Annotated in this window: 11 protein-coding genes; 3 read left to right on the top strand and 8 right to left on the bottom strand. The window is 69.3% G+C overall.

Annotation, left to right across the window (positions count from 1 at the left end; genetic code table 11):
- The 3 genes from Vau01_RS52850 to Vau01_RS52840 all read left to right on the top strand — a co-directional run.
- Positions 1–796, top strand: a 796-nt coding sequence (locus tag Vau01_RS52850; RefSeq protein ID WP_204009119.1) for a 3-dehydroquinate synthase, incomplete at its 5' end; no start/stop codon positions are given.
- 19 nt (positions 797–815) lie between these two features.
- Positions 816–1,721 carry a glycosyltransferase family 2 protein gene (locus tag Vau01_RS52845; RefSeq protein WP_204009118.1) on the top strand — a complete coding sequence of 302 codons (906 nt, stop codon included), beginning with the start codon at positions 816–818 and terminating at the stop codon, positions 1,719–1,721.
- 492 nt (positions 1,722–2,213) lie between these two features.
- On the top strand, positions 2,214–3,491 hold the full coding sequence (locus Vau01_RS52840) for an aspartate aminotransferase family protein (RefSeq protein ID WP_204009117.1): 1,278 nt from the start codon (positions 2,214–2,216) through the stop codon (positions 3,489–3,491).
- Here the strand turns inward: Vau01_RS52840 and Vau01_RS52835 are convergent.
- From Vau01_RS52835 to Vau01_RS52800, 8 genes are all read right to left on the bottom strand, one after another.
- Positions 3,488–4,465 (bottom strand): phosphotransferase enzyme family protein, encoded by a 978-nt coding sequence (locus tag Vau01_RS52835; protein ID WP_204009116.1) that lies wholly within the window; start codon positions 4,463–4,465, stop codon positions 3,488–3,490. The two genes, Vau01_RS52840 and Vau01_RS52835, sit on opposite strands and share 4 nt — an antisense overlap.
- Positions 4,462–5,436, bottom strand: a complete 975-nt coding sequence (locus Vau01_RS52830; RefSeq protein WP_204009115.1) for a zinc-dependent alcohol dehydrogenase — start codon at positions 5,434–5,436, stop codon at positions 4,462–4,464. The genes Vau01_RS52835 and Vau01_RS52830 overlap by 4 nt, the downstream gene beginning before the upstream one ends.
- Positions 5,433–6,266 (bottom strand): aldo/keto reductase, encoded by an 834-nt coding sequence (locus tag Vau01_RS52825; RefSeq protein WP_204009114.1) that lies wholly within the window; start codon positions 6,264–6,266, stop codon positions 5,433–5,435. Before Vau01_RS52825 ends, Vau01_RS52830 begins: the two co-directional genes overlap by 4 nt.
- 179 nt (positions 6,267–6,445) lie before the next feature.
- Positions 6,446–7,801, bottom strand: coding sequence for a hypothetical protein (locus tag Vau01_RS52820; RefSeq protein WP_204009112.1), 1,356 nt, complete (start codon positions 7,799–7,801; stop codon positions 6,446–6,448).
- Between the two features lie 115 nt (positions 7,802–7,916).
- Positions 7,917–10,016 (bottom strand): DEAD/DEAH box helicase, encoded by a 2,100-nt coding sequence (locus tag Vau01_RS52815; RefSeq protein WP_239152698.1) that lies wholly within the window; start codon positions 10,014–10,016, stop codon positions 7,917–7,919.
- Positions 10,016–11,320, bottom strand: a complete 1,305-nt coding sequence (gene brxD / locus Vau01_RS52810; RefSeq protein WP_204009110.1) for a BREX system ATP-binding protein BrxD — start codon at positions 11,318–11,320, stop codon at positions 10,016–10,018. The genes Vau01_RS52815 and brxD overlap by 1 nt, the downstream gene beginning before the upstream one ends.
- Positions 11,310–13,991 carry a BREX-2 system phosphatase PglZ gene (gene pglZ / locus Vau01_RS52805; RefSeq protein WP_204009108.1) on the bottom strand — a complete coding sequence of 894 codons (2,682 nt, stop codon included), beginning with the start codon at positions 13,989–13,991 and terminating at the stop codon, positions 11,310–11,312. Before pglZ ends, brxD begins: the two co-directional genes overlap by 11 nt.
- On the bottom strand, positions 13,976–17,674 hold the full coding sequence (locus Vau01_RS52800; protein WP_204009107.1) for a DUF6079 family protein: 3,699 nt from the start codon (positions 17,672–17,674) through the stop codon (positions 13,976–13,978). The genes pglZ and Vau01_RS52800 overlap by 16 nt, the downstream gene beginning before the upstream one ends.
- Between the last annotated feature and the right edge of the window lie 167 nt (positions 17,675–17,841).

Genomic DNA, 17,841 nt, shown 5'->3' with positions numbered 1-17,841 from the left:
CGGCATGGGTGGCGGCGCCGTCACAGATCTCGCCGGCTTCGTGGCGGCGACCTGGAAGCGCGGCGCGCGCCTCGTCTTGGTCCCGACGACGCTGACCGGCCAGGTGGACGCGGCGATCGGTGGCAAGAACGGTGTCAACCTCAGTGACGGCAAGAACCTCGTCGGAACCATCTATCAACCGGAACGAGTCGTCGCAGATCGAGCTGCGCTCGCGACTCTGCCGGACCGTGACATCCGCGGCGGCCTAGCCGAGATCATCAAGTGCGGGTTTGTCGGCGATCCGGTGATCCTCGACCTCGTCGACAGCCTGCCCGCCAGCGGTTCCGTCGCTGACGACCTGCTCCGTGAGCTGGTTGACCGCAGCGTGCGGGTCAAGGTGGGGCTGGTCGAGCAGGACGAGCAGGACTGCGGCCCGCGCCGTTACCTTAACTACGGCCACACCCTCGGCCAAGCGGTGGAGGCGGTCACCGCCTACCGCCAGTACAACCACGGTGAGGCCGTCGGCATCGGCATGCTTTTCGCCGCCTCCGTGGCGGCCATCGTCCAGGGCGCCCATGAACTGCCCGAACGCACCCGCCGCCATCTGATCCGGGTTGGCCTGCCGACCAGGCTCTCTGCCGCGGTTGACTTCGAGCGGATCTGGATGTTAATGGGACAGGACAAGAAGGCCGGCTCGGCGGGCCGTGAGTTCGTTCTCTGTCTCCGTCCCGGCGTCGTCCAGCTCACCTCGATGCCGGATCACGCCGTCGCGCGCGAGGCGTTCCGATTCGTCGCCGGCGGCGAGCGGAGGACGTGACGTGATTGACGGGCACGGTGTGACCGTTCTGATCAGTTCACGAAACCGTCCCGGACTGCTGGCCGACGCGGTCGCCTCGGTGCTGGAAGGATCGGTGCGGCCCGACGAGATCATAGTGGTCGACCAGAGCGAGGAACCCAACCAGCAGCTCGCCGAGATGAGCCCACCCATCGGAGTCGCCTTCCGTTACCTGCACTCGGACACGGTGGGCATCAGCCGTAGCAGGAATGCCGCGTTCTCGGCCGCGTCGCACCCGGTCGTCGTCGTGACCGACGACGACTGCCTGGTCGATCGTGCCTGGCTGCGGACGATTGTCCAGTCGCTGATCAAGGCCGGTGATCGCGCAGTCATCACGGGGCGGGTTCTCGCCGGTCCGGCGGAGGAGGAGGGCGCCTTCGCGCTGTCCCTGCACGCGGACGAGATGCCGGCCGAATACACAGGGCAGATCACCGTCGATCCGCTGGCCACCTTCAACATGGCGATGTGGGCGTCGACCTTCGCGGAGGTCGGCTCCTTCGACTCGCGGATCGGCCCGGGTACCAGATTTCCCTCCTCGGAGGACAACGACTACGGATACCGTCTTCTGCTGGCTGGCTACCGAATCGTGTTCGACCCAGACGCGGTCGTGCACCACCGCTCCTGGCGGACGGGACGCAACTACGTCTCGGTCCGCTACTCGTACGGCCGGGGCCAGGGCGGCTATTACGGCAAACATTTGGCGTCGCGCGACTGGTTCATGCTCGTCAAGGCCTGGCACGCGTTGCGGCGGCGCGGACACCGCATGCGGCAGGGAGACCCCCGCGCAATTCTCGGGGAGTTCGCGTGGATTGGCGGCTGGGCCGTCGGGATCGGTGATTGGCTGCTGCGGCCAGCGCGCCGAGACGAGCGGTACGCCCGGTCGGACGACGGATCACGAGGATGGTGATCGTCTGCGCCATTGGTGAATGGCTAGGCAGAAGGTGTTCGTCACGGGACACGGCTTCGTCGGTTCTGGTTCCGCACGCTGATGAGGCTTTTCGGCGCCGAGGTGATCGGATACTCGCTGTCCGACACAGCCCACACGACCGAGAGAGCGCGCCAGGCTCAAGGATCTCGAAGTCGGCGCCGTTGAAGGAGACATCCGTGACTTTCAGAGACTGCGCACGGCCATCGCGGCAGGGCTATTCGCGGGGGACGTCGGAGATTCTCGATGGACCGGCAGCTTAAGCCCCGCGCTGAACCGGGCTCTCACCGCTGGCGGGGCCGACGAGGTGCGGGCGTCCGAATTGGGCCTGACCCGTTCGTTGATCGCGGCAAAGCCTTGCATGTCCCATGAAGACCGGCCACTCCAGGCTGCTGCGGCCGATGCCGCGACTGGTCGACACGCTCGCAGATCGCCACCCGTTATGGCCTAGCGAGCTGATTGGAAGGAAATCACATGTACGTCCGGCATGATCTGTCGGGGTCGACTAGTTACTTCAAGCGGGCGAGCAGGCACCTGGCCCGCGGCGTCTCCTCAGGGATCCGCGCCGAGCAGCTGCCCGTTCCGGTTGCCTTCAGTCGCGGTTCGGGTTCGGCATTGTGGGACGTTGACGGAAACCGGTACGTGGACTACGCCCTCGCCTACGGCCCGCTGATCCTCGGGCACAGCCCGGACGCGCTCGTCGCGGCAGTCAGCGAACAGCTGCGCCGGGGCAGCACCTTTGGGGCGAACCATCCGCTGGAGGCGGAACTTGCCGAGGCCATCTGCCGAACGGTGCCCAGCGCGGAGATGTGCGCCTTCAGCAGTACCGGAACCGAAGCGGTTCAGGTTGCCCTGCGGATCGCGCGGGCGGCGACTGGCCGGCGGAAAGTGATTAAGTTCCTCGGCCACTATCACGGCTGGATCGACAACGTGAATCTCGCAAGCTACGGGGAGACGGGGCCGGCGCCCGGTTCCGGCGGACAGGACCCAGCAGCCATGTCGTCGACGGTGGTGTGCGACTGGAATGACATCGGCAGCCTGCGGTCGGCGTTGGACGGCGACGTCGCGGCGGTCCTGATGGAACCGGTCAATGTGGACGGCGGTTGCCTACACGCGACGGACGAGTACCTGCGAGCCGCGGCCGCCCTGGTCCGCCACAACGGATCGGTGCTGATCTTTGACGAGGTAATCACAGGCTATCGGGTGAGCCTCGGCGGCGCGCAGGAGAAGCTGGGCGTGCAGCCCGATCTGACCGTGCTGGGCAAGGCGCTCGGCGGCGGCTTCCCGATCAGCGCGGTTGCTGGTCGCGCCGACATCATGGCCGTGGTCGCCGACGCCCGGGTCGCGCACGCCGGAACGTATAACGGCAGCGCCGTCGCGGTGGCGGCGGCCCTCGCCGTGATCACTGAGTTGGAGCGCATAGCCCCGGAGGTCTATCACCGCCTCGATAAGCTGATCGGTCGTCTGGCCGGCATCCTCGAGGAGACGACCAAGGGGACCAGGGTGCCGTTGGCCGTCCGCCGTGACACCGGTGTCGGGCACGCGTTCGCGGGGGTGACAACCGTCGAGCGGTACGCGGACACGCTCGAGGCAGACATCGAGTTGTACCGCCGGTTCACGGCAGATCTGCTGGCGCACGGGATACACCTGATGCCCAAGGGCATCCTCTATGTCTCGACCGCGCACACCGATGCCGACCTGGACTTCACCGCCGATGCGATCGAGGCAGCCGTGCGCCGGTACCGCAATTAGGCGGCGCGGAGAATGATGGGAAGCAGACGGACGACGACCGGCCCGGGATCTGCATGCGTCAGCAGCGTGTGGTTGAGCAACATGATCGCCCGGGCGGCCATGAGCAGATCGAGGTCGTCGCCGGGCGCCACCGGCCAGGGCCGAACCAAGCGGTATCCAGACTCGAACGCTTCTCGCAGCGCGGGGTAGTCCGGCCGTTCCATACCGTAGTACAGGGTGATCGCCACGTCGTGGATCGGCTGTCCGACCATGACGTCCTCAAAGTCGAGCAGCCGCAGCCGTCCGTGGTCGTCGACCAAGACGTTCCACATCTCAATGTTGCCGTGTAGGAAGACAGGCCCCGGCAACGCGGCGATCCGCGCCAGCTCCCCGTCCGCGCGCTGGGCCGTCCGCCGGACAGCGGCCGCGTCGACAGCGGAGATCACTGTGGCGAATCGCGGATCGTCTACCACGAGCTCGGTGCCCTCGTAGTACATCGTGCGGTCCCAGCGTAGCGGGGCCAGGTCTGGCGGCGGGTTCCACGTCGCGGCGAACTCGTGAAGTTCCGCCGACAACCGGCCGAGTTCCCGGTAGTTGCCGGGCGTCAGGTGGGCGGCCAGCGGCTCCCCCTCGGCCCAGTAGAACAGGGAACACTCGATCTCGGCGGTACCGGTGCCGATCCAGATCGTGTTCCGGTCGGAGTACGGCTCGATGGTCCAAATCCCGGTGCCTCGGCGGACGGCTCTGAGCCAGGCCATCTCGGTTGCCACGCTGACCGCCGGCCCGGTACGCAGCCGAAGAGCCAGTGGCCTGCAACCGGGCCGGAGCACCCGGGCCGTGACGTTGGAGTGCAGCACGATATTCGCAAGGCTGAAGGACGCTATCCCGAACCGGCTCAGCGCCTCGCCGGCGATCTCCGTGTATCGCTCCATCTCGGCCGCGGACAGCTTCCGAAAGCCGATACGCTGCGGCGGGACGTAGACGTCATCGCTCACGCGACACCTCGTACGGCCGGGCGAAGTGCCACTTTCGGACTACTGAGTTCGCCTCGCCATAGCGAGTCGAAGACCGCCGGACCGTCCTCGAGAGGCTGCTCTGTGACCCAGCCGGGTGGCACGCTGGCGGCGAGGGCGAGGGCTTTGGCGAACTCGTCGGCGGTGTAACCGTAGGAACCTCGGACAGTCTTCTCCGTCCGTACCAACTCGAGGCTGTCGAAGCCCGGCTCTGGGCTCTGCAGCCCCAACCAGACCGCCGTGCCGCCGTAGGCGAGGGCCGCCACCGAGGCGCGACGGGTTCCGCATCTGCCGACACAGTCGATGACGAGGTCGTACCCGCTGCTCGGCTGATCTCGGACGTTCGCCCCGATGCCCGCGGCGGCCTGCCTACGCTCGGCGACCGGTTCGACGACGTCTATCGCCGATACGCCCTGTATTGAGGCGGCGAGGGCGACCGAGAGCCCGATCGGCCCGGCACCGAGGACAGCGATCTTGGTCGCGGGACCGGCACCGGACATGTTCCAGGCGTGCAGCCCGTTGGCAAGCGGCTCCACCATGACCGCCTGCCGGTCTGACACATCATCCGGCAACCCAAGGACCTGACCTCGCGGTACGGCGACGTATGGTGCAAAGCCGCCCGGCCGGTGAATGCCGAGGACCTCCCTTGATGCACAGATGTTCGTTCGCCCGCACCGGCACGGCGCGCAGTCTCCGCACGTCAGGAGCGGGTTGACAGCGACCCGCGAGCCGTCGGGCAAACGTCCGACGATCTCGTGTCCCATGACGACTGGCGGCCGCCGGTACATCAGGGTCTTGGAGTCCTCAACCTCGCTACCGCAGATGCCAGTGAGGCTGACCTCGATGACTACCTCGCCCAGCCCCGGACGAGGAGCTTCGGCCAGCCCGACCTCGATGCGGCTGGCACCAGTCAGCAACAGGCGAACATCGCGTCCAGCCCCTCGCATGCTCATTCGACAAGGTTAATCGCCGGATCCACCCGGCCTTCGGCACCTTGATCAAGGCGGTCCAGTCTATGCAGGTGATCGTCATCAAGGTCCCAGCCGAAAATGTCGAGATTCTCGGCCAGCCGCTGGGGTGTCGCCGTCTTAGGTATGACCGAGTTGTGCCGTGCAAGATGCCAGCGGAGAACGACCTGAGCGGGCGTCCGCCGGACCTCCTCGGCCACCGCGCGAACCACCTGATGCTCGAGCAGCCGACTTCGGTTCCCCAATGGCTCCCATGCCTGACTGTGAATCTTGCGGATGCGATTGTGCTGGCGCATGGCGTTGTTCTGCACGGCCGGGTTGCACTGGATCTGGTTGACGGCCGGCGCCACCCCTGTCTCGGCTACCAGTCGTTCGATGTGCACCGGCTCGAAGTTGGAGACCCCGATCGCCCTGGTCAGGCCGCGGTCCCGCAAAGCGATCAGCTCTTCCCAAGTGGCCACATACAGGTCCCTCATAGGCAACGGCCAATGGATGAGCAGCAGATCTACGTGATCGAGGCGCAATCGTCGCAGCGAATGGCCGAGGGCCCGCGCTGTACACTCGCGACCCTGGTCGTATCCACGAATCTTGGTCGTGACGAAGAATGAGTTCCGCGCCAGGCCGGACGCTTTGAGGGCGGCACCCGCAGCCGATTCGTTGCGATAGTACGACGCTGTGTCCACGAGACGATAGCCGATACCCAGCGCCCGATCGAGGATGGAGAGGAGAAGGGCACCGTCAAGTCGCCATGTGCCCACGCCGACGGTGGGCATGCTGACACCGTCGGCGATGTCGAGCTGCTGCGCAGGTGCCACAATTAAGCCTACAAAAGGCTGGGCACTTCGCACGTCGACCGGTCGCCTCAGGGATGTGGCTGGCTGATACCGTCCGGTGCGGTCCCGACGAGGAATGCCTCCCAGGTGCTCGTCGGGACTGGTGACAAGTCGATGCAGTTGGCGAGCGGGGCGCATTTCCGCCGAGACGCGGTCCGGCGTCAGGAGCTGCTTGCCCCTCCGTCTGAGCGCCGGCGCGCGGCGCCGGTCTGTTCGCTCGACTCCTCAGCGATGACCACCATGCGTTGGGATCCGAGGGCGGCCTCGATTATCAGCTCTATTGCTTGGGTGGTCAGGCCAGTGGTGCCGATCCATCCCTGCCGGACGAGACTGACGAACAGGCCAGTGGTCAGGTAACGATCGATGTTGTCGTAACCAAGCCGGCGAGCGCCCCGGTCGGTCAGGGTGCACGCGTCGCCGAGCAGTTCGGTCAGGTACTCCAGCGGTAGATAGATGCCCGACAGGAGCTGGTCACTTCGGGGGTCGAACGCCGTGGGTTGGCGGACGAGCTTGACGACGAACCCGTTCGAATGCAGGCGCCACGTTCGCGGCGAGGCGGGCCCAGACGGGTGATACACCTTGCGCATCCGCTGCAACTGGTCTCGCATCTGGCTGTCTGGGCGGTAGAACCATCGGTTCTTCGCGTCCTTGGACATGCGCTTGTACTGGACCAGGACGAACGTGTTGGCCTCGACATGCCGGTAGATGAGGTCGACGCCGAGCGTATTCTCCAGGCTGGTGTTGTTGACGCTGCCCACTCGGATGTGGCTGGTGCCGTCGCCGAACACCAGCCAGTCGGGGCGGTCGGACGGAAGCACGCTCCAGTTGGGAAACCGGGCCGCGTCGTAGGCCAGCAGGACGTCTTCATGCGGCTCGTATCCTAGTCCGGGCAGAAACCCTCCCGGCGTCGTGGGCGGCTGCCAGTCCGCCAATGCGTCTGTGTCGGCTCCAGCGATGGACAACGCGAGACGAACCGCGTCGCGCTCAAGGGTCAGGGTTTCACCTGTCGGCCCATCGACCGGAGTTGGCTCGTCGACCATGCGCCGGAGCCGCTGCACCGTAGCCGCCACCGCGGGCCGAACTTCGATCACCGCCTGGATCAGTTTCTCGGAGACCCGGCCCTTCGCGTCGGCCACGTCCGCGCGCACCGCTTCAGTAGCCTCATCCCGCACGTCCGCAGAAACGGTCTCGACAACCTCGCGCAGCGCAATCGCTGGCTCGATCATCGCTGGGTCGGCGATCTTGTAGCGATCATCCGTCGAGGAGACCCGTCCCGACCCGCGGATGCGCCCCACAGCCACGATGCTTCGGCGAACCGGATCCGAGTCCGCGACCAGCCTGTCACCGCTGCGGTCCCACACGAGCGGGCCGTCGGCCACGACGAGACACAGGCGCCAAGCTTTAGTCGACAGCGACAGTGACTGCTCCGGCAAGACCACGGTGAATGAGCGCCCGGCACTCAGCCTCCACCCCACCCGGCTGATACGGGTGTCGTTGAGGTGCAACACGACTGGCATCCCGCCACCCTACGATTCGCCATGACCACTCCGTCGCGACGCACCGCGACGGTATAGCCATTGGTACTGCGGTTCCTGCAGGCTGCTTCGGGTGGGGCCTCCTGATCCTCGGATGTCAGGTGACGGAGATGAATCTAGTGGGCTCTTTGAGGATGGTGGCAGCACCGTCCAGGTCGGACAGCCGGGCGGCCAGGGTGGCGATGGCGAGCCGTTCCGGTAGTGCGGCGTTGAATTTCAAGCCTTCCAGCGCCTTGTTGTCGGGCTGGGGTAGGCACAGCCGTTGTGTCGCGTCGGCGGTCAGCTGCCGCCATTCCGACGGGGTCAGGTTGTCCCGGAGCCGGATCTGCCGGTCGTCGTAGCGCTGGACCGGGTCGATGACCTCGGTCAGGGTGGCGGCAAGGGTTGCGTTGGCGCGGTATCCCGCCCACGTCCACCACCGCAGGTCTTCGCCGCCGTCGCGGAGGATCACCGTCCCTCCGGGGTGGACGGTGCTGCTCAATTCGTCCCGTTCGGTGGCGAGCCGGCTGGCGGCCCGGCGGGTCATCTGGACCGGCGGGTCGGCGCCGAGGAGCACTTCCCGCACCGCGCGGGTCAGTTCGTGCGAGGTGCCGACGATCGCGCCGGCGGGCGCCGTCCAGCGGGCCCGTCCGCCGGAGTCGGCCGGTTCGACGAAACAGCGGCGGCGTCGCCAGTCGATGTAGGTGACGCGCCAGCTGCGTCCGGCGAGCAGGAGCAGCCGGTCGCCACGGACCTCGTCGGTGAGCAGGCCCGGATCTACGCGGCCGAGTTCGGCGCGGCCGGTGAGCACGGTGAACTCGGGCGCGCCGGTGAACACGGCGGTCATGTCCATGAAGTGGCGCCGGCCGAACCGCCGTTCGGCCTCCGGGCCGATGAACATCATGCCCTGGTCGCTGTCGAGGAAGCCCTCGTCGACAAGGTGACGCAGGAGGACGTCGGTGCCGAAGGGTCGCAGCCCGTTCCACCACCCAGCGACGACCTGGTCGCCGACGCGGTGTTCCTGCAGCGCCAACGCCAGGATCTGCTGGGCGACGATGTGCCGGGGTTCGGGCGGCGCCGTAATCGGCTCCACCCAGCCGCGGCGCCACAGCAGCAGCAACGCGGCGGCTTCGGCGAGCGCCTCGCCGCTCAGGGTCAGGAACAGGCAGTTGCGGGTGGTGCCCGGCCGGCGGCCGGTGCGGCCGAGGCGTTGCAGGAACGATGCCACGGTGGCAGGTGCGTCGATCTGGATGACCCGGTCGAGGTCACCGACGTCGATGCCGAGTTCGAGGGTGCTGGTCGACACGATGACACAGTCGCGCGCTTCGGTGAACGCCTGCTCGGCGCGGCGTCGCTCGTCGGTGGATAGCGACGCGTGCGAGAGAAACGTGGTGACGCCTTCTGCGCGCAGGAGCTGCCCGAGGTGCTCGACGACCTGTCGTGACTCGCAGAAGACCAGCCGCTTCTCGCCGGCGTGGAGGGAAGCGATGACGGTGGCGGCGTTGGCGAGCGACCCGACGAAATCGAGTTCGACCTCCGCGTCGACCGGGCGGGAGGCGGGCGTGTCCGGGGCGACGATCGTCGCAGTTCGCGTTCCTGCGGAGGAGCCCTGGAGCCAGCCGAGCAGGTCGGTGGGGTTGCCGACGGTCGCGGACAGGCCGACGCGCTGGATCGGCCGCCCGACGAGGTGGGTGAGGCGTTCCAGCACGGCAAGCAGGTGCCAACCGCGGTCATCACCGGCGAACGCATGGACCTCGTCGACAACGACCGCCTGCAGGCCGGCGAAGAACGTCCGATGGTCGACTGTAGTGCTGACGAGCATCGATTCTAGTGACTCTGGCGTGGTGAGCAGGATGTCGGGCCGCTCGAAGAGGATCGCGCGGCGGCGGCTTGCCGGGACGTCGCCGTGCCAGACTGCCGTGCGCCGGCCGAGCCATCCGGCGTAGGTCTCCAGCCGGGGGAGCAGGTTGTTCAGCAGTGCCTTGAGCGGGCACACGTACAGCACCGACGTTGCGGTCCACCGCTGTGCGGCCATCCGGGTCAGCAGCGGGAAGACGGCCGCCTCGGTCTTCCCGCCGGCTGTCGGCGCGAGCACCAGGGCGTCGTCGCCGGCCAGCACGGGCGCCACCGCGTCGGCCTGCAGCGGGCGCAGGTCGGGCCAGCCGAGGCTGTTCACGATGTGGTGCAGCAGAACGGGATCGAGGTCGGCGGCCGGCATCAGAGAGGCAGGTCGATGTCGTCTGCCGACGCGGCCGCGTTGCGCTCCACGTCGGTCAGTTCGTCGGAGCGCAGGGTGAGCGCGTAGTGCTGGCGCGGGTCGTAGTCGGGGAACTGGTCGACCCGGTCGAGGACGTCGGCGACGAGCTTCTTCAGGTAGACCCGTGGCGCGACGCCGACCTTGCCGCCGAGCTTGCCGGCGACTGCGGTCGCTAGTTCGGCCAGGTAGTCATCGTCGACCCGCGCGTCGACCGCGGGGCTGCCGTAGAGGCCGCGGACCTTGCGGCCGAGTGCGGTGAGCGACTCGACGGTGAAGCCCGGCAGCCGGATCTGCACTGCCCGGGGGTTGTCCCAGCGGGCGTCGGTGCCGAAGTCGGTCGCCAGCCGTTGGGCGAGCGGGGCGAGGCGCTGGGCACCCTGTGGGCCGTCGTAGAACGCGGGCGTGCCGGTAATGACAAGGAACAGCCCCAGAAACCGTCCACTATGGACCTCATCGACCAGTTGCCGCAGCGCGTTGAGGGCCTTGTCCCGCGCGTCGGACCGCATCCGTTGCAGGGTTTCGACCTCGTCGAGCACGAGCAGCAGCCCGGGATGGCCGCTGTCACGTAGCACGGTCAGCAGCCCTTGGAGGAAGCTGAGCGCGCCGAAGTGGTCGAGGTCGCCCTTGACCCCGGCGGTGCGCCGCACCGCGGCAGCCACGTGCGGCTGCCCGCCGAGCCACGCGGCCAACCCGTCCGCCGTGGCATGGTCCCCTGCGGACACCGCCGACCGGTACGCGCGCAACGCCGCCGCGAACGCCGAGGTGTCGCGGGCGACGCCGGCGAGGCGCTTCTCCATCAGGTCGCCGACGGCTCGGTCGAGCGCTTCGGCGTCGTCCTCGGCGACTTCACCGGTGGCGAGGACGTCCTCCTCCAGCGCGAAGGTCCATCCGTCGAGGACGGGGCGCAGCGCGCTGGGCGGGAACTGCTCGGTCGAGAGCCGTTCCACGAGGCGCCGGTACACCGTCTCCATCCGGTGCAGCGGCGTCTCCGTCTCGGAGATCTGCACCTCGGCCGCTGCCAGGCCGCGCCGCTTCGCGCGTTCGGCGAGCCACCGGGTCAGGAACGTCTTGCCGGCGCCGTACTCGCCCCGTACGGCCTTGAAGATGCTGCCGCCGCCGGCCACCCGGTCGAGGTCCTCGTCGAAGGCGGTGACGAACCGGTCGAGGCCGACCGCGAGCGCGTCGAGGCCGTTCATCGGCACGGCGCCGCGGCGCAGCGCGTCGATGATGTCGCGGCGCCGCCGGGCCGATACGTCAGCGGTCATCGGCCAACCCGAACTGCTCGACCAGCAGATCCTGGTCGAGTTTCACGGTGTGCCCGTCCGGGTCGAGTTCGAGCACCGGGTACCCCTCGACCTGCAGCAGTTTCTGCAACGCGGTGACGGTGAACCGGATGCGGTGCGCCGGCACCTCCGCCGCGGCGGCGAGGGTTTCCAGCGTCGCCCGTCCACCGCGGGCCAGCAACGCGGCGACGAGCGCGGCCACCCGGGCGTCGGGAAGCGGGGCGCGGGTACCGCGCCGCTGCCGGTACAGGTCGCTGGCGAGCAGACGGTCCACAAGGGACGGTGGTAGTGCCGCCGGCGCGGCGGCCGGTTCGGCGGCCAGGTCGAACAGGGTGTCGCCGGCCGGCTGCGGTGGCCGGCTCGCCGGCCGTCGCACGGGCGCCGGCGCCGGAGCCGCGGCGGTGACCGGTTCCCGCCACCAGGCCGGGCTCGCCACGGGTGCGCCCGACCAGCCGGGTAGCACCTTCTCGTCGTGGGCGGAGAACACCAGGAGCGGGATGACGGCCTCGGCCGCCGACGCCCCGCCGTGGTAGCCGGACTTGCGTGGCCCGTACCGGATGTCCTCCCGCCACGGCAGAACCACCGCCCCATCCCCGGCCGCGACCCGGCTGCCCGTCACCAGGACCTCGCCGTCACCCGGCGGCGGTGTCGCCGGCCGCCACCGGTTCTCACTCGACGGGCTGGGCCGCACCACCCCGTCGGGTCCGCGGTCGATGACGTGCCCGTGGTCGGAGACCACGATGACGACCCGGCCGGTCGCCAGCGCGAGCAGGTCCCGTACTGCGGTGACCGTCTCGGTGCTCCACACGACGGTGCCGGGCTCGCTGCGGTCCAGGGCGTCGTCGATGGTGTTCACCACGGCGGCGACCAGCGGCGTGGTCTCGTCGGCGAGCGCGGCGACCACGTCGGGCGCGAGGGCGGCACCGGCGCCGGCGCGCAGGTCGCCCTTGTGCAGCAGCACCGCCGACGGGAACCGGGCGGTGAGCGCGGCGATCTCCTGCTTCTGCTGGCCGACGGCGATCCGGCCGCTGAACAGGCTGCACCGGCTCACGTCGGTGACGGTCGGCAGGGCGGCCAGGACGCCGGTGCGCGGGCCGCCGTCAGGGGCGAGTTCCAGCCACGTTCCGCCGGAGGTGACCGACTCGGCCAGTTCGGTCGCCGCCGCCACGCTCATGCCGTCCATGACCAGCAGCAGCACCCGGTGGCCGCGCTTCATTACCGGCCGGACGATCCGTTCGAGCAGATCCTCCACCCGCAGCAGCGTCCCCGGCGGCTCGTCGGCCTTGGTGGAGGCGGCGAGCAGCGTGGCGAACTGCTCGTCGTGGCGGCCCCGGCGCGTGTCGACGGCACGGTGCAGCAACCGGTACGCCTCGGCCACGGCCGGGTCGGTGTCGCCGGCGAAGATGTCCAACCGGGCCCGGTCGACCCAGCCGTCGACGCGCACCTGCCGGTGCAGCGCCTCGTGCAGGGTCCGCGGCTTCGGATCGTCCTCTGCGGACAGCCACCGCAGCAGCCGCAGCGCCATCCGCGCGGTGCCGATCCGGCCGGTGTCCGCCGCCCGGTGACCCTCGACCAGGGCGAGGGCGTCCTGCGCACGGGCGACCTGGTCCGCACCCGGCCGGGAACCCGACACCGCCAACCGCACCGCGGCGGCGAAGTCACGCATGCGGTGGGTGAAGCCGCTGGGCAGGATGGAACTGCCGCCGAGCAGGCCGGTCATCTCCAGGTCGGCCGCGAGAGTCTCGGCGCGGGCGTGCAACCGGCCCGCCTCGCCGCGGCTGCCAGGGTCGTCGGCGATGCGGTCGGTCCAGGCCTCGGCCGCCGTGCGGAACGCCTTCGCCTCCGGGTCGGTCAGTCGCCGCCCGCCGAACCTGGCCTCCAGACGCACCCGGGCCACGGCGATCTCGGTCTGCTGCGCCGGCCGGGGTGCCGGGTCGGGCCAGAGCAGCCCGACGAGCAGGCCGAGCGGGATGACGTCGGTGCCGTGGCCGGCCCGCACCGCGGCCAGGATCGGTGCCGCGGCCGGCCCGACGACGTCGGACAGGTAGCCGCCCAGGCCGTCGGCGATCGGCTCCGGCAGGCCGGTGAACCGCAGCAGGGCCGCGGCGTCGGTGGTCCACTGCAGCAGGCCGGCACTGTCGATCTGGTCGGGCCGGATGCCGAGCTGCGCGGTGACCAGGCTGCGCAACGCGTGGTCGCGGGTGATGACCGTGCCGGCCGGTCGCGGCCAGCCGGTGGCCGGCGCCAGGTCGGTCAGCGCGTCGCAGACCCAGCGGCCGGTGCGGACCAGGGTCGGGTCCAGCGCCGCGCCGCCGAACAACTGCCGGACGACCTCCCACGGGTCGACGCTGCGCACGGTGCACTGGCTCACGTGCGCGAGGATGCCGTCGCCGAGCTCGGCATCGGACAGGTCCGTCAGCAGCACGACCCGCTCGTCCTCGGCGCGGTCGTGCAGCGCCGCCCGAGCCGCCAGGGGAGTGGGGCACGGCACGATCCGCACCTTCACCGACCCGATCGACACGACTGGCTCACCGTCCCACACGGGTGTCGCCCGCAGCGCCAGCGCGACCGACTCGTCGTCGGACCGGTCGAGCCACGCCTCGACCTTGCGCCGGATCGCCGCGGGCTGCGCCACCGCTACTGAGCTCGCCACGTGACCATGATGCGGGCACCGTCGGCGATCAGTTCACGCAGCTTTGCCGAAAGGGCCTCCAGGTCGCTCTGCGTGACGATGGTGGCTTGTTGGAGTTCGACCTTCTCATCGTGATCGGGGACCTCGACGTCACGCGGGTCGAGGTCGAGCCCGGGCTTCGGCTTGGGCTTCGGTTGCAGCTCGGCGAGAAGCTTGGCCGCGGCGGTCGACGCCGTCTGGAGCGCCGTCACCAGGTCGGCGGCGTGTTGTTCGTGCCGGGCGTCCCGCCGCAGGTCGTCGAGGATGTTCCGGGCGCGATCGTCGTCCATGGCAGAGATCGCCTCGAGCAGCGGCCATTGCGCTCCGTCGATCGCCGCTTTGACCCGGGCCGCTTGCTTGAACGACACCGCGGCCACCGCTGGATCGACGCCGCCGAGATCGGCGCCGGCGACCAGTTGCACCCGCACCACGTCATCATGTTCACCGGCGATGTCGGCCAGTAGCCGCGCCGTCCGCCGCGCGGTCGCGAGCCGGCCGGTGGCGTCGACGGGATCGAGTCCCAGCATCGCGGCCCGCCCGTCGAGCGCGGCCACAAGGTGCGCCGCCGGCTGTGCGAACTCCCGGGCGATCTGGCGCATCGCACCGGCCAGGTCGGCGAGGTTGGTCGGGCTGCGCCACACCGGCAGCGGGACGCCGAACAGCGGCTGGCCGCGCCGGACGGCCTCGTCCCACTCCTCCTGGGTCGGCATGGGCGGAGGCCGCAGCTCCCAATGCCCCTGCACGGCCTGGACCGCGTTCACCTGGACCTTGACCGACCCGTCGTACCAGGCGAGCTGGTGCTCCAACCCGAACACGATCATGATCAGGTTCTGCAGGTCGCGGTCGAAGCCGCGCGGGTCGGGCTGGTCCAGCTGCTCGCGCAGGAACGCGACCGGGTACCGGTCGGTCAGGCCGCGTTGCGCCGCCCGTTGCGTGAAGTGCCGGCTCCACCAGCAGGTTCCGGTGGTCAGCACGTACCGGTTGTCGGCCAGTTCGCCGAGCTGGAGGTGGTTGCAGATGCGCTGCACCGTGCGCCGGTCGGCCTGCTCCACCACCACCCCGCGGGTCGGGTCAGCTGCGGCGCGCTGGGCGTAGGTGAGCACCTTGGCCATCTCGCCGCGGGTGACAGCCTTCTCGTCGTCGGGCAGCGCCGGCTTGCCGGGGTAGGACCAGGCGAGCAGCACCCCGGTCAGGTGCCGCAGCGCCGCGTCGAGGGTGCCACCGATCGGGTCGCCCAGGTGCAGACCGTCGGCGAGGGTGTGCAGCACACCCTTGGTGTCGTCGATCACGTCGGTCGACTCAGCGCCGGCCTTCGCCGCGCCGTAGGCCTGCTTGAGCGCGGTCAGCAGCGAGTCGCGGAGCTGGTGCTGGCGCTGCTGCAGGTAGACCCGGCCCTCCTTGCGGTCGGCCACCGACCAGTCGTCTGCCAGGGTCTGCAGGCGGTCGCCGCCGCCGTCGGTGCCGAGCAGGTAGTTCACCTTCGCCAGCAGCCGCACCCGTCCGACCATGTCCGCGCTGAGGAAGAACGGCTGCCAGAACACCGTGCGCGACCCGCGCGGGAACAGTTCGATGCGCGCGAAGTCGCTGCCGCGGTCGTACGTGCCCACGTCGAACGGGTAGTCGATGTTGATCCGCCACGTCTCCCCGTCGGCGAGCAGCGTCGACTCGGGGAGGTTGACGTCGTCGCGGACGTTGCCGAACCGTACGTGCACGGTGTGCTTGCGGCCCCGCCACTCCCGCAGGTAGCTGATCTCGCCGAGCGTCCCGTCGACGCCGGAGAGCCCCATCTCGCTGCACACCAGGTCGCGAACCAGTTGCTGCAGTACGCCGTCGCCCGTCTCGTTGCTCGGCACGAGGTCGAGCAGCTTGTCGTAGTCGACCTCCGACAGCGTCAACGACACCACCGGATCCGGGTCCTTGGTGATGTGCAGTTCGCCGGCGTCGGCCTGCAGCTTCTGCAGCCTGCCGAGCACGATCTGGTTCTCGTACCCCGGAATCGGCGACGCGATCGACCCGAAGTTCAGCGCGTGCAGCTTCGACGCGGTGAGGTTGTGCAGCGCCGGCACGTCCGGCACCAGCGCGCCGAGCAGCAGCGTCTTGATCAGCTTGTCGTCGAGCTGGAACGGCTCGTGCCCGGCCGCCTGCTCCGCGGTGATGCTGTGGTGGGCGAGCAGCAGCGGACGCAGCTTGCCCCGGTAGGTCTCCCGGGCCGACTGGAACCGCTGTTTCAGCTTCGGCTCGTCCGGCAACTCGCCGGCGAGCACCAGCGGCTCGAACAGCTCGGCCACCCCGATCAGGTCGTTGACCCGCAGCGTGTCGCGCCGTTCCACCAGAAGTTCGGTCATGATGCGCAGCGCCGTCCGCTCGCGCTGCAACGCCTGTGACAGGGCGACGAGCGAGGCGACCAGCGCCGGTGAGAACGGGTACAGGCTGCGGAACGCCGCCGCGTCGGAGCCGATCCCGGCGTCGCCGTACTGCGCGCCGAGCAGGAGGATGTCCCACACCGCCCGGTTACCGCGCACCGCGGTGAAGGCCCGGTCGATCGTCGCCTTCGCCGCGTCGTCGTTGGGACGCAGCAGCCGCTCGGCGGTGATCGCCGGCAGGTTCGTGTCGGCCAGCACGATGTTGCCGAGCCGGCCCTGCACGCTGGTCATCATGTCGGCCAGCGCCTGCCGCTCGGTGCCGCCGACCTGCGGGCCGAGGAAGTCCTCCAGGTTGCGCTGGCGGGCCACGAACGAGGCGATGGGCAGCGGCCGGTGCGCGTCGGCCGACTCGACCAGCTTGTTCAGCTTCGCACCCTCCGTGTTGACGAACGTGTGGTCGGTGATGTGCGTCGACAGCCACAGGATGAACTCGTCGAGGAACAGCACCAGCGCGTCGTAGCCCAGATCCTTGGCGTGCCGGGTCACCACCGCCAGGCCCGCGTCGAGGTCGAGGTACTCGCCGCTGCGCACGGCGCCGGTGAAGAATGCGGTTGTGAGCGCGCTGACCAGTCCGTCGCGTTCCTTCGTCCCCGGCGGCTGCGCGGCCGCGGCCGCGTACGTCTCCGCCGTCCACCCGGCCCGGCGCGCCATCATCGCGGCCAGCCCCACCGACTCCGACCCCGCCTGGGCGCCCGGCGGGGCGCCCGCGTCGGTCAACGCGGCGAAGAACGCCTCGTCACCCATCCGGTCATGCAGCCGCGCCGCGTCACCCAGAAGAGCATCAGAGCGGTGGACGGCGGGAAGCGGCGCCTCCGGGTGTAGCGTCATGATCTGGTTGAGGTAGCCCTCGAGAACCGCCTGTTCGACCGACCGCGCGTCGAGCATGTGGAAGGTCAACGTGAGGATCTTCTTGCCGCGCAGCATCGGGTCGGTCTTCGTGACCGGGTCGGCGATGTTCTTCAACGCCCGCGCGTCGGGGTTGTGCTGCAGCAGTTCCCGCAGTACCGCCATGAAGTGCGACTTGCCGGAGCCGAACGACCCGTGCAGGAACTTCGCCTGAGACCGGCCCGTCTGCACCGCATGACCCACCATCGACAGCGCTTCCTCGAAGTTGGCCCGCAGGGCGTCGGTGACCACGTACCGCTTGAGGTCGGCGCCCTCGGCGGCGCGGACCACGAAATCCCCTTCACCGACCGACGGCGGGATGTCGATGAGGTCCCGCAGCAGCGGTTGTTGCGACAAGGCGATCACACCGTCCCGTGTTGTCCGGTTACGACGACCGAGGTTAGTTCAACCGTCGCAGGTCGGGGCGCTCGGACGGGTCCGAACAGCGGTCCCGCCACCCAGAAATGGACCATCGGCCGGCCGACGCGGCCGGCCGGGCGATCCATCCGGGGATGAGTATCCAA

Origin of the sequence: Virgisporangium aurantiacum, from assembly GCF_016863635.1 — a bacterium.
Classification (GTDB): Bacteria; Actinomycetota; Actinomycetes; order Mycobacteriales; family Micromonosporaceae; genus Virgisporangium; species Virgisporangium aurantiacum.
Note: the sequence above shows the minus strand (reverse complement) of the source record. Positions and strands in the feature narration are given on the sequence as shown.